This window comes from Synechococcus sp. MIT S9509, assembly GCF_047303035.1.
In the GTDB taxonomy this organism is placed as follows: Bacteria; Cyanobacteriota; Cyanobacteriia; order PCC-6307; family Cyanobiaceae; genus Synechococcus_C.
The window spans coordinates 878,457-900,212 of record NZ_CP138940.1 but is presented as its reverse complement, the minus strand read 5'-3'; the positions used below and the strand labels follow the sequence as shown (position 1 = coordinate 900,212).

The window sequence follows — 21,756 nt, the reverse complement described above, 5'->3', positions numbered from 1 at the left end:
TTTCTGTCAGAATGCTGTGATCGCCTTTGCTGGAGCAGGTTTCAACGCGTTGTCGGTGTTACCTTCCAACCAAAGTGGACAAGGCTTGCATGCGCGATGCCATCACCGGAGTGATCGGTCAGTACGACCAGTTGGGTCGCTACCTCGATCGTTTAGCGATCGATCGCATCGAGAACTACCTCCAAGAGGCGGAGGTTCGTGTCATGGCGGTGGAGATCATCAACCGTGAAGCCTCTGAACTGGTTCGTGAAGCCAGTCAAAGACTGTTTCAAGCGGATCCGGAACTTCTGCTCCCCGGCGGTAACGCCTACACGACACGTCGACTGGCTGCCTGTCTCAGGGACATGGATTATTTCCTTCGCTACGCCAGCTATTCCCTGATCGCCGGAGACAGCACCATCCTCAACGAGCGGGTGCTGAATGGACTGGATGACACGTACAAGAGCCTCGGTGTTCCAACCGGCCCCACCGTCAGAAGCATGGTGCTGCTGGCTGACGTTCTCTGTGAACGGCTTTTCAACGAGGGCGTAAGTCAGGATCGCTGCGTCATCGTGCGCCAGCCTTTCGAGCACATGGCCTCCGGTCTGTCCGCCAGCGACGTGCGTCAGCGCTGATTGAAAGTCTCCGAATCATTTCAAGCGGCGTCGGAGTGTCCGTGCAAGTCCAATTTTTGCTCTGTTGATGCGTAGGCTGATCGCCATTGATTTTCGGTACGGGCTTCACCGATGACACACCCTCACCTTTCGGTTGACCCGTGCCATCGATCCTCCATCGGTCCGATTGACACACCCGATCGTCTGTTGCTGGGTCCAGGCCCCTCCAACGCGCATCCCACGGTTCTCCAGGCTCTCGCACGCACACCGATCGGTCATCTGGATCCGCTTTATGTGGAACTCATGGGCGAGGTGCAGGAGCTGCTCCGGTACGCCTGGCAGACCGACAACCGCCTGACGCTGCCGATGAGCGGTACGGGCAGCTCCGCAATGGAAGCCACTCTCGCCAACACCGTTGAACCGGGAGACACGGTTCTGGTGGCGGTGAAGGGGTACTTCGGCAATCGCCTGATGGATATGGCCGGGCGTTACCGAGCCAACGTTCAGGTGATTGAGAAGCCCTGGGGTGAGGCTTTCACTCTTGATGAAATCGAGTCAGGCATCAAGAAATACAAGCCAACGATCCTGGCGATGGTTCATGCCGAAACTTCCACCGGCATCTGCCAGCCGATGGAGGGTGTGGGTGATCTCTGCCGCGAGCATGACTGCCTGCTTCTGCTTGACACAGTGACCTCACTGGGAGGAGTGCCTCTGTACCTGGATGCCTGGAAGGTGGATCTGGCCTACAGCTGCAGCCAGAAAGGACTCAGCTGCCCTCCAGGCCTCGGTCCGTTCACAATGGGTTCCCGTGCTGAAGCCAAGCTGGCTGCCCGCAAAGACAAGGTTCCGAACTGGTACTTGGATGTCTCATTGCTGAACCAGTACTGGGGCAGTGACCGTGTTTATCACCACACAGCTCCTGTGAACATGAACTTCGGGATGCGCGAAGCGCTGCGTCTTCTTGCCGAGGAAGGTCTTGAAAACGCCTGGGCCCGCCATCGCAGCAACGCGGAAGCTCTCTGGACCGGCCTTGAGTCGCTCGGCCTGGAAATGCATGTGCCCGAGGAGTTGCGTTTGCCGACTCTCACCACGGTTCGCATTCCAGCGGATGTGGATGGCAAGGCCTTCTCCACCTATCTCCTCAACACCCATGGCATCGAAGTCGGCGGGGGTCTGGGTGTGCTCGCCGGCAAGATCTGGCGGATCGGCCTCATGGGTTACAACTCCACCCCTGACAATGTCGACCGTTTGCTCAATCTCTTTGAGACGGAGCTGCCGCGTTTCCGCCAGAACGCAGCCGTCGCTGCCTGAACCACCGCCCCAGCAGAGCTGACGCTTCGAGCTCCATTACGCCCCCCTTCACCTGCATGTGATGGTGTGCGCTGGGGTGCTTCGACAGGTCAATCGTGCTTCCCAGGCCACCGCGTTTGGGATCGTGCGCCCCATAGATCACCTGACCAACGCGGGCCTGCACCAGAGCCCCTGCGCACATCGGACAGGGTTCCAGTGTCACGATCAGTGTGCACTGATTCAGTCTCCAGTCACCGAGGATCAAGGATGCCTGGCGCAGAGCCACGAGTTCAGCATGACCCAGTGGATCTGAAGCGAACTCGCGTCGGTTGCTGCCGTGGCCGATGCATCGTCCATCCGCATCCAGAATCACTGCGCTGACAGGGATTTCTCCCGACTCACCGAGGCGCTCAGCACGCTGAAGCAGGCGTTGCATCCAGGCATGGATCTCTGCGTTATCCAGCTCGACCGGTGTCTGTCGCACGCTCGCCCCAATCGTGCAGAGGCGTCCAATGTGCCACCGCAGGTGAGAATGACTGTTCCTTCCGCTCCCTCCTTGTTCGGATCCTCCAGGACTTCATCGGCGCCAGCGACTGCGACGGAACTGTCCGCATTTGCCTCGTCAGAGGCACTTGATCCCCAGTTGCAGCGTTTTCTGGAGGATGCCAGCGCTCGCCTGTGTGAATGGCTCGGGTCAGCCTCCAAACGTTCGCCGCTGCCAGCTCTGCGGTTGCTCCCCGACGCCTTCCCAGAGACGCAGGGTGTGGGTGCGGACCGGCTTCTGGATGATCTTCAGCAGTTGATGGATGGTTCTTATCAACCCAACCATCCAGGCGCCCTCGCCCATCTGGATCCACCTCCGAACACAGCCTCGATCGCTGCCGAACTGATCTGTGCCGGACTCAACAACAATCTGCTGGCTGAGGAACTGTCACCGAGTCTCAGTCAACTGGAGCGTCAGCTCTGCAGCTGGTTCGCTGCCCGCTTTGAATTGCCCGATGGCTCCGGTGGTGTTGCGGCGAGCGGTGGCTCCCTCAGCAACCTCACAGCCCTGGTGACCGCCCGACATCGGATGGGCCTGGATCATGATCCCGGTGCGGTGATTCTGATCAGTGATGACGCCCATGTCTCACTGGGGAAGGCGGCCAGAGTCATGGGGCTCAGGCCCGATGGCATTCGACGCGTGCGCGTTGATTCTCAGGGATGCATGCTTCTTGCGAATCTCCAGGAGAATCTTCAGGAGCTGACGCGGCAAAACAGGCCCTGCATCGCTGTGGTCGCGACAGCGGGCACGACGGTGCGAGGAGCGATCGACCCCATTCCAGCTCTGGCTCAGTTCTGCAGGGATAAGGGCCTGTGGCTCCATGTGGACGGAGCGATCGGTGCGGTTTTTGCTCTCTGTCCCGGCACCTCGCACCTGATGGCTGGCCTGGGCCAGGCCGATTCGATCACGGTGAACCCTCAGAAGCTGCTCGGAATCGCCAAGACGTCGTCGTTGCTCCTGGTGCGTGATCAGTCGGCTCTTCAGGAGACCTTTCACACCGGGCTCCCCTATATGGAGCCCTCCTTTGCTGTTGCTCATGGCGGGGAACTGGGCCTCCAGGGGAGTCGTCCAGCTGAGATCCTCAAGCTCTGGCTCGGGTTGCGCCAACTGGGTGATCAGGGGATCAACGCTGTGCTGGAGAAGGCTTTGCTGAGGCGTCAGCGACTGGAAAAGGGTCTTGATCCGTCTGCTCTGGAGATCACATCAGGCCCCCTGCATCTGCTTGCCTGTGCTCCGCTTGGAGCGGATCCGACGCGTTGCGATCAATGGTCAGCGGCTCTGCGACAACGGCTGCTTGATCGGCAGATCATGGTCTCCAGACCCCTTCATCAAGGACGGCATCGCATCAAAGTCGTGCTGGGTAACCCCCACACCTCCAATGCGCTCATCGACCAACTGGCAGCCGATCTGAATGACTGTTCAGGGGAGGTGGCGTGATGCCTGCAGCTCAGAACAAGCGAGGTCGATGGGTTGCCATCGTCACGGGAGCGATGTCGGTGTTGATCGGTGTGTTGTATCTCGGGCTGATCACGGTGCTCGATAGCCGCGGTCCGATGCGTCCTCCCCCGCCCGAGGCCCTGGCCGGGGCGGAAGTCGTTTCTTGGCCTCCTGCTGGAGGGGCTCCACCACCCGCCGCAGTGCCGCCTGCAGAAAGTCCTGCAGGGAGCGATCCCTCCGGTTGAGCTCGTAGTGGTGCTGAACCACGTCCTGCACTCCACCGTCGCCCCAGTCCTGATCTTGCTGGAAATAGGTCATGAAACTGTCACCCGCAATTCTGGTCAGCCAGCCGGCGGCCACACCCTGCACCGCCCGACCGAGTAGCAGGGTCGGCAGGTTCACACTCAGCGCGGTCCCGATCAGAGCCACTCCTCCCTTGACCAGGCCTAGGCCGGCCAGGGTCCTGCCCACAGAAATCGCCAGCTCCTGGGCTCTGGTTCGGGTCAACTGGATGCCGTAGACCGCCCCCACCTCCATCACCATCTGGGCATTCACCGCTGCTGTGCCCAGTAAATCGATACCGGGCAGTGGCGTTGCGGCGACGACACCGGCACTGACCCATGTGTAGCGATCGATGATTCTGCTGGCTTCTTCAGTGCGCTGCCGGTCGAGCAGATCCCGACCGGCGGAGCCAAGATCTCTGCATTGCAGGAGGATGTTGTCTGCCAGCAGTTCCTCTCCATCGGCATGGAGCACGGCGGCCAGCCGTGTGACCAGAAGGCCGATTTCAGCCGGTGGCTGAACGGGATGCTTACCCGGGCGTGGCAGTGACTGGGGGCGTGCACTGGCGGGAATGACATCCTCGGGTTGCAACCATTCACGGCAGCGTTGTCGCAACAGCTGAAGCAATCTGCGTTCCTCCTCTTCACCTCGCAGATCGCATTTGTTGAGCACCAGCACGAGTCGTTTGCCCAGTCCAGAAAGGCTCTGAACCACGTCCAGTTCGCTTTTGCGCAGATCGCCATCCACCACCACGATCATCAGATCCGCTCTGCTGGCTTGGCGTCGTGCCTCTTGCTCACGTCCCCTCCCCTCCTGTCCCGCTTCCAGGATTCCAGGGGTGTCCACGAGCAGCACCCCGCGCTTGAGACCTTTGAGTCGGAGTCGGTAACTGCGGCTTTCGCTGGTGGAGCCCATGGCGGCACCCACATCGCCGACGATCTCCTTGAGCAGGGCACGGATCAGAGAGGTTTTCCCGCTGGAGCCGGTGCCGAAGACCACAAGCACAAGATCACCGCGTTCCAGTTCTCTGGCGACCCGTTGCCGTTCCTGCAGAAGAGATTGACGTGCCACGTCGTCCTGCAAGCGTTCCAGCAGGCGATCCACGCTGGACAGGCTCTGTTCGGCTGCATCTCTGCTGCTCGTCGGTGCCGGCCTGTTCTGGGTCGATGACGCGTCCTGACGGTGGCGCTGTGTTCGCCACTGACGCAGCCATGGCAGGCCGACCTGAATCACGACCGCCGCAAGCAGGATTGTTCCGATCAGCAGCACGGGGCCGACCATCCAGGGCGGCAGCCAGTAACTCAGATCCCACAGCAGGTTACGAATCCCCTGCAACACCAGGCCAATCACCATGAGGGCGACCAGGCCAACGACACCAAACAGGATCCAGCGTGTCGCCCCCTTCATCCTCCGTTGAGTCCTCCACGTCCCGCCGCGCGGATGATGTCAGCCCAGAGGGAAGCCGCAAGGGCACTGGAGCTGGAGGAAGGACTGTTGTCGTCGTTGCCGAGCCAGATGCCCAGCACCCAGTGCCGAGATGGCTCATAGCCCACAAACAGCAGATCTCTTCCATCATTCGTGGTTCCCGTCTTTCCTCCCTCCTTGCCTCCGAGGGATGCAGCTGCGCCGGTTCCGCCGCGCACCACAGCGCGCAACAAGCTCTGCATCTGGACCGCGCTTTCGCTGCGCACAGCCTGACGCCCGGGGTTCACGCCACGCTGATCGTCGCCGGCAAGACTTCCGCAGCCACGCAGCCTGTCGTCGCGACACGTTTCCGCATCGAGCAGTCGACGAATCGTGTTGGGCGGCTTCCATTCCCCTTTGTTGAGCACGGCTGCGTAGGCGCCGGTCAGTTCGATCAGGCGCACTTCGCTCTGACCGAGTGCCAGACCGGGAACCGGATCCAGCGGTGTGGTGATGCCGAGGGCTCTGGCCTGGCGCACGACCTGTTCAAGCCCCACGCGTTGCGCCAGCCGCAGAGCCGCGGTGTTGCTGCTGGAGGCAAAGGCGCTCGTCAGGCTGAGACGGCCCCTGCAGCTGCTTTCAAATCGCTGGCCTCTCCAGCTCAGTGAACTGCAGTCAATGGTTTCGTTGGGTTTGATTCCCTTCTCCAAAGCAGCCAGATAAGTCATCAGCTTGAAGGTGCTTCCAGGCTGTCTCAGGGCCATGGAGGCACGGTTGAACTGACTGAAGCGGTAGTCACGTCCACCGGCGATCGCCAGCACGCCACCACTGCGGCTGTCGATCACCACCGCTGCTCCTTCGCTCACACCCAGACCAGCGGCGTTGCCGATCAAACTGCGCAGTTGTCGTTCCACCACGGCCTGCAGCACCGGATCAAGATGAGTTTCGATCAGGAAATTGCCTTCTGCGGCCACCTCCGGACCCACCAGTGCTGTGAGGTCCCTGCGCACCTGATCGGTGTAAAAGGGGGCTGATCGGGTCAGAGCGGTCCGGCTGCAGGCGCTTGGAGCCAACTGAATGGGTTGGCGTCTCGCCAGACGAGCGGCATCGAGTGAAAGCCGACCGGAATCGGCCATCTTGTTGATCACACGGTTGCGGGCTTCAAGGGCCCGCTGGGGATGCCGGCAGGGGTCGTGACCGTTGGGTGACGGCAACAGCCCCACGAGCAGAGCGGCCTGTTCAACACTCAGATCCGCCGCCGACTGGTCAAAGAAAGTCTGAGCAGCGTCTTCGAAACCCCATCCCACCCCGAGGTAGACCCTGTTGAGATAGCTCAGCAGCAGCTGCCTCTTGCTGAAACGGTTTTCAAGCTGCAGCGCCACCAGCAGCTCGCGCCATTTCCGTCCCAGAGTGTCGCCTTCACCAACGAGGTTGGGGTAGAGACTTCGGGCCAGTTGCTGGGTGAGGCTGCTGCCACCTTCAAGAACCCTTCCTCCGGTGAGGTTGGCGGCGAACGCCCGCACGGTGCCGACTGGATCAACTCCTGGATGCCACCAGAAACGGTTGTCCTCGCTGCTGAGCAAGGCATCGATCAACAACGGCGAAAACGCTGCGACGCTGCTCAGTTCCATGTGTCGACTTGAATCGACCGAGTTGAGCGGTTTGTTATTGCCGTCGTAGATGGCAAGAGGACCACGAACGCTGGCAAGTCGTCCACGCACCGGCACTGTGAAGGCGGCCACACCCAGCACAAGTCCTGCGGCGCCAATCAGGCACAGAATGCCGACCCCTGTGCTGCGCTTGATTCGCTGATGCCTTCGATGGGCAGGGTGCTCAAAGTCAATCCAGGGGTTATCCGGATCCTGGCTTGGGGAAAAGCTGATCCGATCGCCGTCCTGCAGCTCCAGCTGTTGCACGCGACGTCCTCGCCACCACAGACCGTTGGTGGAGCCTTGATCCTTGAGGATCCAGCGGCGTCCTTGCTTCTGCAGAAGCCCATGGTGCCTGCTGACAGCTGGATGGTTGATGCGGATCTCCATGTCCGCGTCGCGACCAATCCGATAGCCCTCGCCGTGAAGAGCCACAACGCGCTCGGAACAATCCTGCTGATGAATCCTCAGCAGGGCCAGTCCCTGTTGATCAGCCTTCGCTCTGCTCATGTCGGTTGCCGAAGGCGTCAATGACGAAGCAGAGCACTGCCAGATTGATGGCGACATCCGCCCAGTTGAAGATCGGGAACTGGATCGGCACGAGTTCAAGAAAGTCGGTCACATGACCGAGCCGCCAGCGGTCGATGCCGTTGCCGATCGTGCCTCCGAGCAAAAAGCCGAGGGCCAGTCCCATCCAGAGGCCTCTCCGGGGCTCCCGCCAGACCCAGACACTGACACCGATGGCTACAACGAGGCTTAGACCTCCCAGAAGTGTTGAGGAGTCTCTGAACAGACTGAAAGCAGCACCGGTGTTGCGCACCAGGGTCAGCTGCAGCAATCCGGGAACAAAGGGAATCGCCTCTCCTTGCACGAGTGTGTTTCTGGCCCAGTGCTTGCTGAGTTGATCAAGCACCACCATGAACACGCTCAGAGCGACGACACTGCCGCGCCTCATGGTGAGGACAGGACGAGAACTATCGGCTTGCTTCCGGCTCATTCCACCCAGAGCACACGCCGGGTGACGCGTGCGATCAGTCCAGCTGAGCAACACAGAGCCAGCTGTGCGGCCAGTGGGCCGAGGCTGTAGCTGAAGACAAGTTCAATCAGAGGTTCATTCCAGCGATTCAGGGCAGCACCGAGAACAAGGTTGAGCAGACCGCAGACCTGGATGGTCAGCAGACCGGCTGTGGCTGCGAGAGTCAGTCTGACAACGTCGTTCATTCCGCTCTGCTGGGCCAGTCGACCGGTCAGCCAGGCGGCTGGGACGAATCCAGCCAGATATCCGAACCCGGGATTCAGCACGTAGGAAAAACCACCACCTCCGTGGAACACAGGCAGGTCCACCAGGCCGATGGTCAGATAAGCCACTGAAGCGATCACGCCTGCGCGCGGACCTGCGACGAGGGCACAGACAAGCAGTGCTGGAACCTGCCAGGTGCTTGGCAGACCCAGCACGGCCGGTGGAAACTCAGGCAGAGGCAGAAGCAGGGCAGTCGGAATCAGGCTCCCGACGAGGATCAGAAGCAATCCGGCGAGAGCGCCGCTCCAGGTGGCCAGAGCCCGCACGGGCAATCGTCAGCTCGCACCATCCTGCTGTAAGAGAGATGTATTGCCCAGCCGAGATGTCCGTTTCCATTGGTGACCAGGTGCGACTCGTGCGCCCTCAGAACTTTCTGAAGACAGCTGATCCGATGCCGATGCTCAGACCTCCCGATCTTGTGGCCCATGGTGAGATCGGCCGGGTCACGGCACTTCAGCCGGCGAAAACGGTGGCTGTGCGCTTTGCCAGAGGCACATTTCTGCTCTCGATCGAGCAGCTCACCCTTGTGAACGACGATCGGAACAATGCCTCGAATCAAAACGCTCCATCTGATTCGGATGCCTTCTCGAACTCCGATGCTGCATCGCAGAAGCATGTTTCTGAAGATTCACCGGACTGATCAAGGTGCTGCCACCGCAGCGAAAGTGCTCCGGCTCCATTGCTTCTCCAGCGATTCCAGGGTTGCCTCGGGACCGCACAAACTGAGTTGTGGACTGTGCAGATGGCGGCGTGCCGCATCATGCAAATCACTGGCCCGCAGTTGATCCAGCTGATTCAGGCAGCTCTGGTCATGAACATCAGGCAGATTCAGGCCACGCAGTTGCGCCCGTCTCTCAGCCCTCTGACCAGTGGTCTGGGAGCCATGAGCCAGCTGCCCCCTGAACTTGGCTTTGGCCAGTTTGAGATCAACCTCGGAAATATTGCCCTCCACCAGTTCGCTCCAGCTGTCGATCAGGAGCTCAAGCGAAAGTTCCGCCCTCTCCACCCCGGTCGAGGCATGCATCACGAAGGGTGCCGCCCCAGCGCGTGCCGGGTGATGGACACCCACGTCGTAAGCGACGCCATGCTCCTCTCGAAGACGGCGGAACAACAGGCTTGACATTCCCGATCCCAGGTGTGCCTGCAGCAGCCTCAGTGCCAGATCATCAGGGTGACCATGGGGCAGAGCGGCCTGGCCGAGCATCAGCACCACCTGTTCGGTGGGCAGGACCTGCAGCCCTAACGAGGGCTTTTCACCTGAAACCAGATCAGGCGACTGTTTGATCGGAGTCTCTGCGTCGCCGGAGCCTGATTCTGTTCTGCTGTGTCCGAGCCACTGCTCCATCCGCTCCAGTGCTCGATCAGGAATGGTGCCTGACAGCGCCAGAACCGAACCCCGCTTTTCAAGACCTGACGCAAGGACAGCAAGCTCGGGTTTCCGAAGCTGTTCAAGGTCAACGCCAACTCCCAGCGGATCGTGCCCGTAGGGCCCCTGGCCATAGGCCAGATGTCTCCAGCCGTCAAAAGCGCGATGGAAGGGATCCTCTTTTTGTCTCTGCAGAGCCTGCAGGCTCAGGTCTCTTTCCAGCTCGATCTGTCCTTCGTCCAGATGTGGCTGGCGCAGCATCCAGCCAAGAGCAGGCAAGAGGCGATCGGCATCGATGTCGCGGCACTTGAGACTGATCAGGATCCCATCTTCGTGGGTGTCACACCGAAGACCGGCGCCGCACCCCTCAACGAGATCGGCCAGCTGCAGATGGTCCACAGGACCGCAACCCCGGCTGAGCACCGAACCCAGAAGCTGATGCCCGCCTCGCTGCCCGAGAGGGTCTGCACTGCTTCCCCGCCGGATCCAGAGCTTGGCGGAGAGCACCCCGGTCGTGGTCACCGGATCAAGGACGAGTTCACAGCTGCCGCTCAAGCGTTGTCCTCCGATCTGGCAATCAGGGTGAAGCTTCGCTCGGGTTGCAGCAGGGGCATGACCTGTTCCCGCAACGTTGAAGCATCCCAGTGCATCAGATCCTGAAGTGGAGCCAGAAGGTCACGATGCCGCCCCCAGAGTGTCTGTGATCCGGCACTGGCGGCCACAGCTCCGGGTGCCTCGAGACTGAATCGATGGCCATTCCCCACCAGCTGCATTGCGCGGTTGAATTCTGCATCTGTGATCGCTGTTGTCAGGCTGTTGACCAGTATTTGGTGGATTTCAAGCTCCACGCGTTCGATCTGATCGTCGGGACAACAGGCCTCAAGCATCACCAAACTGCCCTGTTCAAGCGTGGTGACATCCATGTCGATGGATTCAACGATCTGAAGTTCCTCCCGCAATCTCTGCACAAGCCGGCTGCGCCGACCCTCCGAAAGGATTGTGGTGGCCAGATCCACTCCGGCGATAGCCAGCTGATCATCAGCAGAGGCGATCGGCCAGACCATCATCAGCCGTGCAGCCTCAAGCCGTGGAAAGGTTCGGAATTCCCGTCCGCTGTGAAAGCTCAGTGATGGTTTGGCTGTCTTGTCTCGAGCTGAGTCCGTCAGCTTGGCCAGCGCCGACAAGGGGCTGTTGAGCATGTGATCGATCAGACCCTTCTCGATGGTTCCGGCCACCGACAGGCAGCAGTTGGCCCCCTGGTATCGACGCTGGTGGTAGCTCCGCATCCCCTCAGGCTCCATCTCCCGCAGGCTGTTCTCCCAGCCGAGGATCGGTCTTCCGTAGCAATGGGGGGCACAGCAGAGTTCCAGAAGGGTCTGCAACACCTGGTCATCGGGCTGATCCCGGTACTGGGCGATTTCCTCAAGCACTACATCGCGTTCCATTGAGAAACAGTCCTGTTCGAGAGCAGGATCAAGAACGAGATCCAGAAGCAGATCAAGCGCTTCCTTCGATTCCTCGAAGGGCACAAGCACGTGATAGTGCACGTCATCAAAACCTGTGGCTGCGTTGCTGCTGCCTCCCAGCGCTTCAATCCTTCGGTCGAATTCCCCTGGACCCAGCCTTCTGCTTCCTTTGAACACCATGTGTTCAAGAAAGTGAGCGAGGCCTTCCTCACCGCTTCTTTCCCAGGCACTACCGCCTCGGCACCAGAAATCAAGGCAGGTGAGTGCCGCATCGGGGATGTTGGCAGTCACAAGGTTGCTGCCGTTGTGAAGAGTGCGGTGTTCGAGCACCGGACCGGATGGGATCGCAGTCAGGGTCCCGTGGCAAAGTCCCATTCTGTGCAATTACGGATCGGATTGATGCCTGCGTCCCCGAGCGGTCAGGAGATGCATCCGCTGGTGATGGCTATGGCTGCTCGCATCCGTCAGTGCAGAGACGGCTTTCCGGAGCTCAATCCACTCACGTTGTCGGGTGATCTGGAGGAGATCATCGGCACGCTTGATGGTGAGGCCCTGTTCATCCGCAATGAAGTGCATTCCTGCCGTGGACTGCGCAAACTTCATCTGGAGATCGCTCGTCTTGGGCTCGGACTCCAGATTCTTCATTGTGTGTTCTTTCCTGATCCCCGATTCGATCTGCCGGTGTTCGGCGCTGACATCGTCGCCAGCCCTGCGGGAATCTCCGCCGCCATCATCGATCTGTCCCCGGTCGGTGATCAGCTGCCTGATCGCATCAGACGCGGCCTCGAGGCCACTGTGATTCCCGCTTTCGAACAGGTGCGTGAACTTCCCACCTGGGCGACCATTTTTTCTCCATTTGTGAGATTCATCCGTCCCGTGAATCAACAGGAAGAGGATTGGTTCGTGGAATTGGTCGACGGTTACCTCCAGGTGCTGGGTGATGCCGTGCAGGCTGCAGAGCCCGATGACCCCGGGGATCCTTCTACTCTGAGCCGATATCAAGGTCAGGTTTCCTATTGCCGGCAACAGAAACGCAACGACAAAACGCGGCGGGTTCTGGAGAAAGCCTTCGGGACGGAGTGGGCGGATCGGTACATCGAGGAGCTGTTATTCGACGAGCCACCCAGCCCCTGAAATCATCTGTTCGCGTCTGGGTCGGCGCCGGATTGCTGGCGGTTCTCACCATTGCCGGTGGCGTGTTGATGCTGCGGCGTTCGCAGCCCCCTGCGCCTCCTGCCGCCTCGGAGCAGGTCACGACACGTCAGCAGGAATCTGTGGCTGCCCTGGGAAGTCTCAGACCTGCAGGGGATGTGCGTCGTCTGGCTGCGCCGGTGAGCGGGTTGGGTGGCACTCCGAGGGTTGCGTCACTGCTGGTCAAGGAGGGCGACCCCGTGGCCAGAGGGCAGGTGCTCGCTGTGTTCGACAACAGGCCGAAGATTGAAGCGGATCTCGCCGCAACCGACGCCAAAATCCTCTCCGCTGACACGGAAATACCGCTGAAGCGAAGAGAGGTTGCTCGTTACGCCCAGGCCGCTCGGCAGGGTGCGACGAAGGTTGTGTTGCTCGAGGAAAAACAGAATGAACTCACCATGCTTGAGCGAAAAAGGGTTGAGCTGATCGCCGAGCGCGGAAAGCTTGAAGCGGATCTGAGCGACAGCGTGCTCCGTTCTCCGATTGATGGCACCGTTCTCAAGGTCACTGCCCGGGTGGGTGAGCGTCCTGATGCCGAGGGTGTCATTGAGGTTGGAGCCAGTCAGTCGATGGAGGCTCTGATCGAGGTCTATGAGTCAGACATCAATCGCATCAAGGTTGGAGAATCCGTTGTCTTGATCAGTGAGAACGGCGGTTTTGAAGGGGATCTTCAGGGAACGGTTGAGCGCATCAGTCCCCAGGTCCGTCAGCGTCAGGTGTTGTCCACGGATCCGACCGGTGATGCCGATGCCCGGATCATTGAGGTGATCGTGACGCTCGATCCTGGTTCCATTCAGCGTGTCTCCAGGCTGTCGGGTCTGAAGGTGATCGCCAGATTCGGTTCCTCATGATCGGTCGTTGGCTGAGCAGGCGAGGGATACCCCTGGCCTCGCTGATGCTGATTCGACAGCCCGTTCGTCTGGCTGTGGCACTGGCCGGCATCAGTTTTGCGGGAATTCTGATGTTCATGCAGCTCGGATTCCGCGACGGGCTCTTTGATGCCAGCGTCACGGTCCATCGCCTTTTTGACGCCGACATCGTTCTGATCAGTCCACGTTCAACCAGTTCGGTCAGCATGGCCGGCTTCCCCCGTCGTCGGCTGGTGCAGGCCATGGCCTTGCCTGAGGTGGAGGGAATCACTCCTGTTCACTGGAATCTGCTGCTCTGGCGCAACCCAAAGACCCGTGGCACACGATCGATTCTTGCCCTTGGCTTTGAACCGGGTGATCCCCTGTTTGTCGACCCGTCTCTGGCGCCCAAGGCCGAGGTTCTGACTCAGAAAGGTCGTGTTCTGTTCGACGAGAAATCGCGTCCCGAGTTTGGACCTGTTGCCGAATGGTTTCGTGACGGTCGAACGGTCGAAAGTGAGATTTCCGGCAAGAGGGTGCGTGTGGCCGGCCTGATCGAGCTTGGCAGCTCTTTCGGAGCAGACGGCAATCTGCTAACCAGCAGCGAAACTTTCCTCGATCTTCTGCCCAACACTCCACCCGGAAGCATCGAGGTTGGACTGGTGCGGCTCCAGCAGGGCACCGATGCTGATGCGGTGGCTGAGAAACTCAACGCCTTGCTTCCCGAGGATGTCACCGTTCTCACCAAGCAGGGTTTCATCGACTTCGAACAGAATTACTGGCGCACAAGCACATCGATCGGATTCATTTTCACCCTGGGTGCCGCCATGGGTTTTGTCGTTGGCTGCGTGATCGTTTATCAGGTGCTCTATTCCGATGTCAGTGATCACCTTCCCGAATACGCCACGCTGATGGCCATGGGCTACAAGCTCAGAACGCTTCTGGGTGTGGTTGTGCGGGAAGGATTGCTGCTGGCGCTTTTTGGATATCTGCCTGCCTATGCCGCCGGTCAGGGTCTCTATCTGCTGGTGAGAAGCGCCACGGCGCTTCCCGTCGCCATGGATTTCAGTCGTGCTGCGACGGTATTCACCATGATTCTCGTGATGTGCATGGCCTCTGCAGGTCTGGCCATGCGCCGCCTGGTGGATGCTGATCCGGCGGAGATCTTCTGAGGCTATGACGGTTCTTTCGCATTCAGCTCAACATCAGGGTTCCGGTCTAGTCAGCACGGTGAGCATTCAAGATCTCAGCCACTGGTATGGAACTGGAGCCACCCGCCGACAGGTTCTCCAGTCGGTCGATCTTCAGATCGCAGCCGGTGAAGTGGTGCTGCTGACCGGTCCATCAGGTTGTGGCAAAACGACTCTGCTGACTCTGATCGGGGCGCTTCGCCAGGTGCAGCAGGGAGATGTGCGTGTCTTTGGACAGCAACTCAGGGGAGCGGGCCGTGGTCAGCGACAGCAACTGCGTCGCAGGATCGGCATGATCTTTCAGGGTCATAATTTGCTGCGCTGTCTCACGGCTGAGCAGAACGTGCAGATGGGAGCTGATCTTCTGGAAGGTTTCAGCTATCGCGGTCGCCGTGATCAGGCAAGGGAGTGGCTCAGGTCCGTGGGGCTTGACGATCACCTCGGCAAGCTTCCTCAGGATCTCTCGGGAGGCCAGAAACAACGCGTTGCCATTGCCCGTGCTCTGGCCGCCAGGCCCCAGTTGCTGCTTGCTGATGAGCCGACTGCAGCTCTGGACAGCAGTACCGGACGGGAGGTTGTCGAACTGCTCAAGCGCCTTGCGCGTGAACAATCCTGCTCTGTGCTGATGGTCACCCATGATCCGCGCATTCTTGATGTTGCCGACCGCCTGGTGAAAATGGAGGATGGCCGTCTGCTTCAGTCCATTGAGTAAGTTGGGTTGAACTTCAAGAAGCCCCGGACTCCCGAATGGCCAAGCGCAGAAACCTCAAGAAGGAAAAGCAAGAGCGCAATCGCGCCTATGCGCGCAAATTCAAGAAGCGCAAGATGCGCAACGACGGCCGCGGTGAAGGTGCCGGCAACGGTGTGACAGGCACTGCCAACAATGGTGGTGCAGCCGACTGATCTCTTTGCAAACAGTTTGATCTAAGGGAGCTCAGAGCTCCCTTTTTTCTTGCCTTTAGGCTTGCTTATTACGTCTCATCGTGCTGGCGGATGTTCATCAGCGTCGTTATTCCCACCTACAACCGACGCGACATCCTCGCAAAGTGTCTGCGTTCTCTGGAGACCCAGAAACCCTGTTTCGAGTTCGACGACTATGAGGTTGTGGTGGTGGATGACGGATCCACCGATGGCACGCCTGACTGGCTCAGATCATCCGCCGAAACGTTTCCCAGGGTCCGACTGATTGAGCAGTGCCATGGCGGACCTGCTGAGGGACGCAACCGTGGTGTAACCCATGCCCGTGGTGACGTGATCGTTTTCATCGACAGCGATCTGGTCGTGACGCCGACATTCCTGGCCAGTCATGCGCAGGCTCTGTCCAGACAATGGCAACGGTCCGGCAATCGCCTTTGCTTCACCTACGGCGCTGTGATCAACACAGCTGATTTCGAGAATCCAACCGGTGAGCGGCACAAGTTGCGTGATCTGTCCTGGGCTTATTTCGCGACCGGCAATGTCGCGATCGATCGACAGGTGCTGGAGCACTCCGGCCTGTTCGATACAGGATTCAGGTTGTATGGCTGGGAGGATCTCGAGCTGGGTGAACGGCTTCGGCAGATGGGCGTGCAGCTGGTGCGCTGCCCTGAAGCCGTTGGTTATCACTGGCATCCTGCGTTCCGACTGGCCCAGATCCCTGATCTGATCAGAGTCGAGCGCGAGCGCGCCCGAATGGGTCTTGTGTTCTACAGAAAACATCCCAGTCGCAGGGTGCGCATGATCATCCAGTTCACCTGGATGCATCGCCTGCTCTGGGGGCTGCTGACTCTGGGGGGATTGCTCAACGAACACACGCTGCGGCCTCTGCTGGCCTGGTTGATCCGAATGGGTCAACCATCTCTGGCGCTCGAGCTTCTGAGACTTCCGCTCAACCGGATCGGAGTGGAGGCGCTGTATCGAGAAGCGCGTCAGGCAGGGCTGTCCTGAGCCGGCGCTTTGTTAAATTCAGCGGGCCCTTTCAAACCGCACACCTGTCTGTTTCGGGTGCTGGATGTGATCTGAACCTCGGTTCACCACACCATCCCTGACAGGTGGAGGCGAACCCGAAACCTCTACACAACCATGGCTGTCGTCACTCTCGCCGAGATGATGGAAGCTGGTGCCCATTTCGGTCACCAGACCCGTCGCTGGAATCCCAAGATGTCGCGCTACATCTACTGCGCGCGCAACGGAGTTCACATCATCGACCTCGTGCAGACTGCTGTCTGCATGAACAACGCCTACAAATGGACCCGCACCGCGGCCAGAAGCGGCAAGCGTTTCCTGTTCGTCGGCACCAAGAAACAGGCTTCTGAAGTGGTGGCCCATGAAGCGGCACGCTGTGGCGCGTCCTACGTGAACCAGCGCTGGCTGGGCGGAATGCTCACCAACTGGACCACGATGAAGGCCCGGATCGACCGCCTCAAGGATCTTGAGCGGATGGAGTCCAGCGGTGCAATCGCCATGCGTCCCAAGAAGGAAGCCGCTGTGCTGCGTCGGGAGCTGGACCGTCTTCAGAAGTACCTCGGTGGTCTGAAGAACATGCGTCGCCTCCCCGATGTGGTGGTGCTTGTCGATCAGCGTCGCGAGACCAACGCTGTCCTTGAGGCGCGCAAACTGGATATCCCCCTGGTGTCCATGCTTGACACCAACTGCGACCCCGATCTCTGCGAGGTTCCCATTCCCTGCAATGACGATGCTGTGCGTTCCGTGCAGCTGGTGCTGAGCCGCCTCGCTGATGCCATCAACGAAGGCCGCCACGGTTCCAACGAGCAGCGTGGCGCCGACAACCAAGGTTGATCCGCATTAGCCGCTAAGTTCACGCCGCCCTCCCGCCAGAGCGGGAAGGCGGATCTTTTAGTCCCAACTCCTCCTCCAACACATCTGATGGCTGCTGTCGTATCCGCCAAGCTCGTCAAGGAACTCCGCGACAAGACCGGCGCTGGAATGATGGACTGCAAGAAAGCCCTTGCAGCAACCGATGGTGATGCCGACAAAGCCGTTGAATGGCTTCGTCAGAAAGGGATCGCCAGTGCGGAAAAGAAATCAGGTCGCACTGCCGCTGAAGGTGCCATCGGCAGTTACATCCATACCGGTGCCCGTGTTGGTGTGCTGATCGAAATCAACTGTGAAACCGATTTCGTCGCGCGTGGCGACATGTTCCAGGAATTACTCCGCGATGTCTCCATGCAGGTCGCTGCCTGTCCAGGTGTTGAGTACGTCACCACTGACGAGATTCCCGCTGAAATCCGTGAGCGTGAGAAATCAATCGAGATGGGTCGCGATGACCTTGAAGGCAAGCCAGAGCAGATGAAGGAAAAGATTGTTGAGGGTCGCATCAACAAGCGTCTCAAGGAACTGGCCCTGATGGAACAGCCCTTCATCAAGGACAGCTCTCTGACCGTTGCCGAGCTTGTGAAACAGACTGCGGGCAAGATCGGCGAAAACGTCAAAGTGCGTCGATTCACCCGCTACACCCTCGGTGAAGGCATTGAGATCGAAGAGTCAGACTTCGCCGCTGAAGTTGCCTCCATGTCAAAAGGCTGATCTTGACTGGATTGCCTGGGAGTCGCCACGCGCATGATCCAGGCGTGCAGCTTGCACGTCTGGAAGAACGTTGTCACTCTCTGGCTCCGCATCTCTACAGAGAGCAGGCCCAGTATCTGGAACGGGTGAGACGGATTCTGCCCACCGCTGTCAAAGCGGCGATCCGCCACCTGCTCTGTTCTCTTTCCACTTTGCAGCGCGCCTCGCTTTCAGACCGACAGGCCGTGTTGCAGCAGCGCATTGACGCACTTGTTCAGCGTGCGTCATCGATGATCACGATCGAGCAGCTGCTGGTTCTGGCCCTTCGCCTTCAGGATGAGGAGAGGCGCTCTCTCATTCAGCAGTTTCAGACCCTCGCAAACCGTGGCTCCGGCGGAGAGGACCCGTCTGAGAGTGAGACTCCACCTCCCGGAATTGAGCTGGGACTGGATCTTCCGCTGGAACGCTCTGATCTGCTGGAAGGCTTGTTCCCGGTGAATTCGCCCCCCGCGGATGATGGTTCTGTTGATCATTCCGAAGCGACGGACTCTTCGTCACTGACGTCAGCAGACCAAGGTTCCGAGATGTCCGAGCTGGAGATTCTGCGCTCGCTGTTCGTGATGGCCGGTGAATCACTGGATCAGGGCGAGTCTTCCCAGGAGTTGCCGAACCGCCTGGAAACGGCCGTTTTCGGTCCGCACCAGGCGGCTCAATCAAGTGATCAGCTGATGCCTGCGACAGCCAGCGGCCTGTTGAGTTGGATGGATTCACTGGATTCCGCCCTGATCCGCAGGCTGCGCAATGTCTCCCATGCCGTGAATGTTGAGCTGATGCGGGCAGGGGTCACGCGCAGCCTGCTTCCCATTCAGCTGCTGGATGCGGTGAACGCTGGTCAGCTGCCATCCCACTCGGCGCCCTCCAATGTGCTGAAGCTGACGCTGCCTCTGGCGATGGTCGTGGATGATCAGGCGATGGACACTGCCTGCGTCCTGCTGCGTCCGTCAGAGCTTGAGTTCGATGACCATGCACTGAGACGCGGTCGCAGCAGGATTCGATTGCAACGTCGTGAACTAAGCACTTTGCTGCAGAAGGAGCGACACTGGCAGCATCGCGCCAGTGTCCGAGAGGTCCAGAACGATTGGTGGCCCAACCAGCCGGAGACTCCTCCACTCAGTTGAACGCCGGTCTGGACCATCAGGCCCTCGAGCGATTTCGGTTGTGGATCCGACCTCTGCAGCAGGCGTTGTCACTCGAGGTGGATCGTGGGTTCAGCAATCTTCAGGGCCGCAATGAGCGCTTTCACAGCTTCATGCAGCGCGAGCTTGCAACTCCTCCGCAGATTCCTTTGCCGGAGGATGTTCGACCTCGACTTCAGTCTCTGGCGGAGGGATTCGCCGAGTATGCCTCTCTGGATGATTCAGCCCGCCGCCGACAGGTCACGGTGCTGCGGCAGTGGCTTCATGCCCTGCGCCAGCGTCTGGAGCCATCCGCGCCAATGGCCCCACCGCGTCTGAAGGTTGCCCAACGATCCTCGTCGTCCGCTGCATCAACTTCCGCGGCATCCTCTCTCAACAGTCCTCTGGCTCAGGTGAAAGGCATTGGGCCGAAACTTGCAGAACGCCTGGCCAGCCTTGGGCTGCTGCTGGTCCGCGACCTGATCCTTCACTACCCCAGGGACTACGTCGATTATTCGGCTCTTCGACGCATTGATGCCCTGGTGCCGGGTGAAACCGCCACGATCGTGGCCACGGTGCGACGCTGCCATGGCTTCACCAGTCCCCGTAATCCCAACCTTTCGATCATCGAGCTGCAGCTGCAGGATCCGACTGGCCGGATCAAGGTGACCCGTTTCCTGGCCGGCAAGCGGTTCAGCAATCCTTCCTACCTGCATGGCCAGACCCGCCAGTACCCCAACGGCGCCACGGTGGCCGTCAGTGGTCTTGTCAAAAGCGGGCCTTATGGAATCAGTTTTCAGGACCCACTGATTGAGGTGATGGAGAGTGCTCAGGCACCATTGCGATCCAGCCGCATCGGTCGGCTTCTTCCCGTTTATCCCCTCACGGAGGGCCTGACTGCGGATCGATTCCGCTCTCTGATTGATCGTGTTCTGCCATCGGTGCAGCTCTGGCCGGAGCCTCTTCCCAGGGTCCGCCGCGAGGCTCGCCAGCTGCTCAGTCGCGACAAGGCATTGGTGGCGATACACCGACCTGAGTCCTCCGAGCAACTACAGCAGGCTCGGCATCGGCTCGTGTTTGATGAGTTTCTGCTCCTGCAGCTCGGTCTGATGCAACGCCGCGCCGCGTTGAAGCAGCGCTCAGCACCTCTCCTGAGCAGCGGCAGCGCAGCAGATCGCAATGGTTTGCTGGGTCGGTTTCTCACCATGCTGCCGTTTGCATTCACTGCAGCGCAGCAGCGGGTGTTCGCGGAGATCGAGGCGGATCTGAATCGGCAGGAACCAATGGCTCGACTGGTCCAGGGGGATGTGGGCAGCGGCAAGACGGTCGTTGCCGTTGCAGCTCTGTTGAAGGCCATTCAGGCCGGATGGCAGGGGGCAATGATGGCTCCCACTGAGGTGCTTGCCGAGCAGCACTACCGCAGTCTCTGCGGCTGGATGCCGACGCTGCATGTCACAGTCGAGCTGTTGACGGGGTCGACACCTCAGAAGCATCGGCGCCGCATCCTTGCTGACGTTGCTTCCGGTGCTTGCAAGATTCTGGTTGGAACCCATGCTCTGCTGGAAGACCCTGTGGCCTTCGGTCGACTGGGGCTGGTGGTGGTCGACGAACAGCATCGGTTCGGCGTACGTCAGCGCAATCGCTTGCTCGGCAAAGGCCTTCAGCCGCATCTGCTCACCATGACGGCCACGCCGATTCCCCGGACCCTGGCGCTCTCTCTGCATGGCGATCTGGATGTGAGTCAGATCGATGAATTGCCGCCTGGACGCACACCGATCCGTACCGCCATGATCACCGGCTCGAATCGTGATGAGGCCTACGACCTGATCCGATCGGAAGTGGAGAAAGGCCAACGGGCGTATGTGGTGCTGCCACTCGTGGAGGAGTCCGAAAAGATGGATCTGCGTTCGGCTGTGGATGTGCACCGACAGCTGGCCGACGAGGTGTTTCCCGATCTGCAGGTGGGTCTGCTGCATGGGCGTCTTGCCAGTGCGGACAAACAGGCTGTGATCAGAGCCTTCGCAGCAGGCGAGACCGACGTGCTGGTTTCGACCACCGTTGTGGAAGTGGGCGTTGATGTGCCTGAGGCCAGTGTGATGGTCATCGACCATGCCGATCGGTTCGGCCTTGCGCAGCTTCATCAGTTGCGCGGGCGCGTCGGGCGAGGCGCCGCGGCCTCCCACTGTCTGCTGATCAACGACAGCCGCAACCCTCTCGCCCGTCAGCGCCTGGAGGTGCTGGTGCGTTCCAATGATGGTTTTGAAATCGCTGAGATGGACCTGCGACTGCGCGGCCCTGGTCAGGTGCTTGGCACCCGCCAGTCAGGTCTGCCGGATCTGGCTCTCGCCAGCCTCGCCGATGATGGCTCGGTTCTGGAGGAGGCGCGCGAAGAGGCGGCTGACATCCTGCGTGAGGATCCTGAGCTCAGGGATCACCTCATTCTCAGCCGGCTTCTCGATGAGCAGCGCAGCCGGGTGACATCGGCGGCTCAGCTCAACTGAATCGCAGCAGCCGGCG

At 59.9% G+C, this 21,756-nt stretch carries 21 protein-coding genes; 14 read left to right on the top strand and 7 right to left on the bottom strand.

The window, feature by feature from the left end; translation table 11 throughout:
* Positions 1 to 89 precede the first annotated feature (89 nt).
* Positions 90 to 614 carry an allophycocyanin subunit beta gene (locus SIB73_RS05015; protein WP_413402431.1) on the top strand — a complete coding sequence of 175 codons (525 nt, stop codon included), beginning with the start codon at positions 90 to 92 and terminating at the stop codon, positions 612 to 614.
* A gap of 111 nt (positions 615 to 725) precedes the next feature.
* Positions 726 to 1,904, top strand: coding sequence for a pyridoxal-phosphate-dependent aminotransferase family protein (locus tag SIB73_RS05010; protein WP_413402433.1), 1,179 nt, complete (start codon positions 726 to 728; stop codon positions 1,902 to 1,904).
* On the opposite strand, the gene SIB73_RS05005 is transcribed toward SIB73_RS05010, so the two are convergent.
* Entirely contained in the window at positions 1,846 to 2,319 is a 474-nt protein-coding gene (locus tag SIB73_RS05005; RefSeq protein ID WP_413406405.1) for a nucleoside deaminase, read from the bottom strand. The two genes, SIB73_RS05010 and SIB73_RS05005, sit on opposite strands and share 59 nt — an antisense overlap.
* A 96-nt stretch (positions 2,320 to 2,415) precedes the next feature.
* On the opposite strand from SIB73_RS05005, the gene SIB73_RS05000 reads away from it, so the two are divergent.
* Entirely contained in the window at positions 2,416 to 3,864 is a 1,449-nt protein-coding gene (locus SIB73_RS05000) for a pyridoxal phosphate-dependent decarboxylase family protein (RefSeq protein ID WP_413402435.1), read from the top strand.
* 90 nt (positions 3,865 to 3,954) lie between these two features.
* Here the strand turns inward: SIB73_RS05000 and SIB73_RS04995 are convergent, their stop codons facing one another.
* The 4 genes from SIB73_RS04995 to SIB73_RS04980 are packed head-to-tail and all read right to left on the bottom strand — an operon-like array spanning position 3,955 to position 8,765.
* Positions 3,955 to 5,553, bottom strand: coding sequence for a DUF697 domain-containing protein (locus tag SIB73_RS04995; protein ID WP_413402437.1), 1,599 nt, complete (start codon positions 5,551 to 5,553; stop codon positions 3,955 to 3,957).
* Complete coding sequence (locus SIB73_RS04990) at positions 5,550 to 7,709, bottom strand: transglycosylase domain-containing protein (protein ID WP_413402438.1); 2,160 nt, start codon at positions 7,707 to 7,709, stop codon at positions 5,550 to 5,552. The genes SIB73_RS04995 and SIB73_RS04990 overlap by 4 nt, the downstream gene beginning before the upstream one ends.
* Positions 7,690 to 8,196 carry a signal peptidase II gene (gene lspA / locus SIB73_RS04985; RefSeq protein ID WP_413439728.1) on the bottom strand — a complete coding sequence of 169 codons (507 nt, stop codon included), beginning with the start codon at positions 8,194 to 8,196 and terminating at the stop codon, positions 7,690 to 7,692. The genes SIB73_RS04990 and lspA overlap by 20 nt, the downstream gene beginning before the upstream one ends.
* Complete coding sequence (locus SIB73_RS04980) at positions 8,193 to 8,765, bottom strand: biotin transporter BioY (RefSeq protein ID WP_413406407.1); 573 nt, start codon at positions 8,763 to 8,765, stop codon at positions 8,193 to 8,195. The genes lspA and SIB73_RS04980 overlap by 4 nt, the downstream gene beginning before the upstream one ends.
* Positions 8,766 to 8,821: 56 nt before the next feature.
* Here SIB73_RS04980 and SIB73_RS04975 point away from each other — a divergent pair, with 56 nt between their 5' ends.
* Complete coding sequence (locus SIB73_RS04975) at positions 8,822 to 9,139, top strand: NAD(P)H dehydrogenase assembly family protein (RefSeq protein WP_413402442.1); 318 nt, start codon at positions 8,822 to 8,824, stop codon at positions 9,137 to 9,139.
* Here SIB73_RS04975 and SIB73_RS04970 read toward each other — a convergent pair whose 3' ends face one another.
* Both SIB73_RS04970 and SIB73_RS04965 read right to left on the bottom strand, forming a co-directional pair.
* Complete coding sequence (locus SIB73_RS04970; RefSeq protein ID WP_413402444.1) at positions 9,140 to 10,420, bottom strand: M16 family metallopeptidase; 1,281 nt, start codon at positions 10,418 to 10,420, stop codon at positions 9,140 to 9,142.
* Positions 10,417 to 11,706 (bottom strand): M16 family metallopeptidase, encoded by a 1,290-nt coding sequence (locus tag SIB73_RS04965; protein WP_413402446.1) that lies wholly within the window; start codon positions 11,704 to 11,706, stop codon positions 10,417 to 10,419. The genes SIB73_RS04970 and SIB73_RS04965 overlap by 4 nt, the downstream gene beginning before the upstream one ends.
* A gap of 24 nt (positions 11,707 to 11,730) precedes the next feature.
* Here SIB73_RS04965 and SIB73_RS04960 point away from each other — a divergent pair, with 24 nt between their 5' ends.
* From SIB73_RS04960 to recG, 10 genes are all read left to right on the top strand, one after another.
* Positions 11,731 to 12,465, top strand: coding sequence for a phycocyanobilin:ferredoxin oxidoreductase (locus SIB73_RS04960; protein ID WP_413402447.1), 735 nt, complete (start codon positions 11,731 to 11,733; stop codon positions 12,463 to 12,465).
* A gap of 68 nt (positions 12,466 to 12,533) precedes the next feature.
* A complete protein-coding gene (locus SIB73_RS04955; protein ID WP_413406409.1) occupies positions 12,534 to 13,373 on the top strand; it encodes an HlyD family efflux transporter periplasmic adaptor subunit in 840 nt (279 codons plus the stop codon).
* On the top strand, positions 13,370 to 14,542 hold the full coding sequence (devC, locus tag SIB73_RS04950; protein ID WP_413402449.1) for an ABC transporter permease DevC: 1,173 nt from the start codon (positions 13,370 to 13,372) through the stop codon (positions 14,540 to 14,542). Before SIB73_RS04955 ends, devC begins: the two co-directional genes overlap by 4 nt.
* Before the next feature lie 4 nt (positions 14,543 to 14,546).
* Positions 14,547 to 15,272: an ATP-binding cassette domain-containing protein gene (locus SIB73_RS04945; RefSeq protein ID WP_413402451.1), complete on the top strand. Its 726-nt coding sequence runs from the start codon at positions 14,547 to 14,549 to the stop codon at positions 15,270 to 15,272.
* A gap of 35 nt (positions 15,273 to 15,307) precedes the next feature.
* Positions 15,308 to 15,463, top strand: a complete 156-nt coding sequence (locus tag SIB73_RS04940; RefSeq protein WP_006850288.1) for a hypothetical protein — start codon at positions 15,308 to 15,310, stop codon at positions 15,461 to 15,463.
* Between the two features lie 90 nt (positions 15,464 to 15,553).
* Complete coding sequence (locus SIB73_RS04935) at positions 15,554 to 16,486, top strand: glycosyltransferase family 2 protein (RefSeq protein WP_413402453.1); 933 nt, start codon at positions 15,554 to 15,556, stop codon at positions 16,484 to 16,486.
* Between the two features lie 135 nt (positions 16,487 to 16,621).
* Entirely contained in the window at positions 16,622 to 17,338 is a 717-nt protein-coding gene (gene rpsB / locus SIB73_RS04930) for a 30S ribosomal protein S2 (protein ID WP_114992991.1), read from the top strand.
* A gap of 87 nt (positions 17,339 to 17,425) precedes the next feature.
* Positions 17,426 to 18,085: a translation elongation factor Ts gene (tsf, locus tag SIB73_RS04925; protein ID WP_413402455.1), complete on the top strand. Its 660-nt coding sequence runs from the start codon at positions 17,426 to 17,428 to the stop codon at positions 18,083 to 18,085.
* 2 nt (positions 18,086 to 18,087) lie between these two features.
* Entirely contained in the window at positions 18,088 to 19,242 is a 1,155-nt protein-coding gene (locus SIB73_RS04920) for a hypothetical protein (protein WP_413439727.1), read from the top strand.
* Positions 19,203 to 21,740 (top strand): ATP-dependent DNA helicase RecG, encoded by a 2,538-nt coding sequence (gene recG / locus SIB73_RS04915; RefSeq protein ID WP_413402458.1) that lies wholly within the window; start codon positions 19,203 to 19,205, stop codon positions 21,738 to 21,740. Before SIB73_RS04920 ends, recG begins: the two co-directional genes overlap by 40 nt.
* The last annotated feature ends 16 nt before the right edge of the window (positions 21,741 to 21,756 follow it).

What these genes read in the sequence shown, in the direction of transcription:
- SIB73_RS05015 (WP_413402431.1), top strand. Translation starts at nt 90, where the DNA reads ATGCGCGATGCCATCACCGGAGTGATCGGTCAGTACGACCAGTTGGGT.
- SIB73_RS05010 (WP_413402433.1), top strand. Translation starts at nt 726, where the DNA reads ATGACACACCCTCACCTTTCGGTTGACCCGTGCCATCGATCCTCCATC.
- SIB73_RS05005 (WP_413406405.1), bottom strand. Translation starts at nt 2,319, where the DNA reads ATGCAACGCCTGCTTCAGCGTGCTGAGCGCCTCGGTGAGTCGGGAGAA.
- SIB73_RS05000 (WP_413402435.1), top strand. Translation starts at nt 2,416, where the DNA reads ATGACTGTTCCTTCCGCTCCCTCCTTGTTCGGATCCTCCAGGACTTCA.
- SIB73_RS04995 (WP_413402437.1), bottom strand. Translation starts at nt 5,553, where the DNA reads ATGAAGGGGGCGACACGCTGGATCCTGTTTGGTGTCGTTGGCCTGGTC.
- SIB73_RS04990 (WP_413402438.1), bottom strand. Translation starts at nt 7,709, where the DNA reads ATGAGCAGAGCGAAGGCTGATCAACAGGGACTGGCCCTGCTGAGGATT.
- lspA (WP_413439728.1), bottom strand. Translation starts at nt 8,196, where the DNA reads ATGAGCCGGAAGCAAGCCGATAGTTCTCGTCCTGTCCTCACCATGAGG.
- SIB73_RS04975 (WP_413402442.1), top strand. Translation starts at nt 8,822, where the DNA reads ATGTCCGTTTCCATTGGTGACCAGGTGCGACTCGTGCGCCCTCAGAAC.
- SIB73_RS04965 (WP_413402446.1), bottom strand. Translation starts at nt 11,706, where the DNA reads ATGGGACTTTGCCACGGGACCCTGACTGCGATCCCATCCGGTCCGGTG.
- SIB73_RS04960 (WP_413402447.1), top strand. Translation starts at nt 11,731, where the DNA reads ATGCCTGCGTCCCCGAGCGGTCAGGAGATGCATCCGCTGGTGATGGCT.
- SIB73_RS04955 (WP_413406409.1), top strand. Translation starts at nt 12,534, where the DNA reads ATGCTGCGGCGTTCGCAGCCCCCTGCGCCTCCTGCCGCCTCGGAGCAG.
- devC (WP_413402449.1), top strand. Translation starts at nt 13,370, where the DNA reads ATGATCGGTCGTTGGCTGAGCAGGCGAGGGATACCCCTGGCCTCGCTG.
- SIB73_RS04945 (WP_413402451.1), top strand. Translation starts at nt 14,547, where the DNA reads ATGACGGTTCTTTCGCATTCAGCTCAACATCAGGGTTCCGGTCTAGTC.
- SIB73_RS04940 (WP_006850288.1), top strand. Translation starts at nt 15,308, where the DNA reads ATGGCCAAGCGCAGAAACCTCAAGAAGGAAAAGCAAGAGCGCAATCGC.
- SIB73_RS04935 (WP_413402453.1), top strand. Translation starts at nt 15,554, where the DNA reads ATGTTCATCAGCGTCGTTATTCCCACCTACAACCGACGCGACATCCTC.
- rpsB (WP_114992991.1), top strand. Translation starts at nt 16,622, where the DNA reads ATGGCTGTCGTCACTCTCGCCGAGATGATGGAAGCTGGTGCCCATTTC.
- tsf (WP_413402455.1), top strand. Translation starts at nt 17,426, where the DNA reads ATGGCTGCTGTCGTATCCGCCAAGCTCGTCAAGGAACTCCGCGACAAG.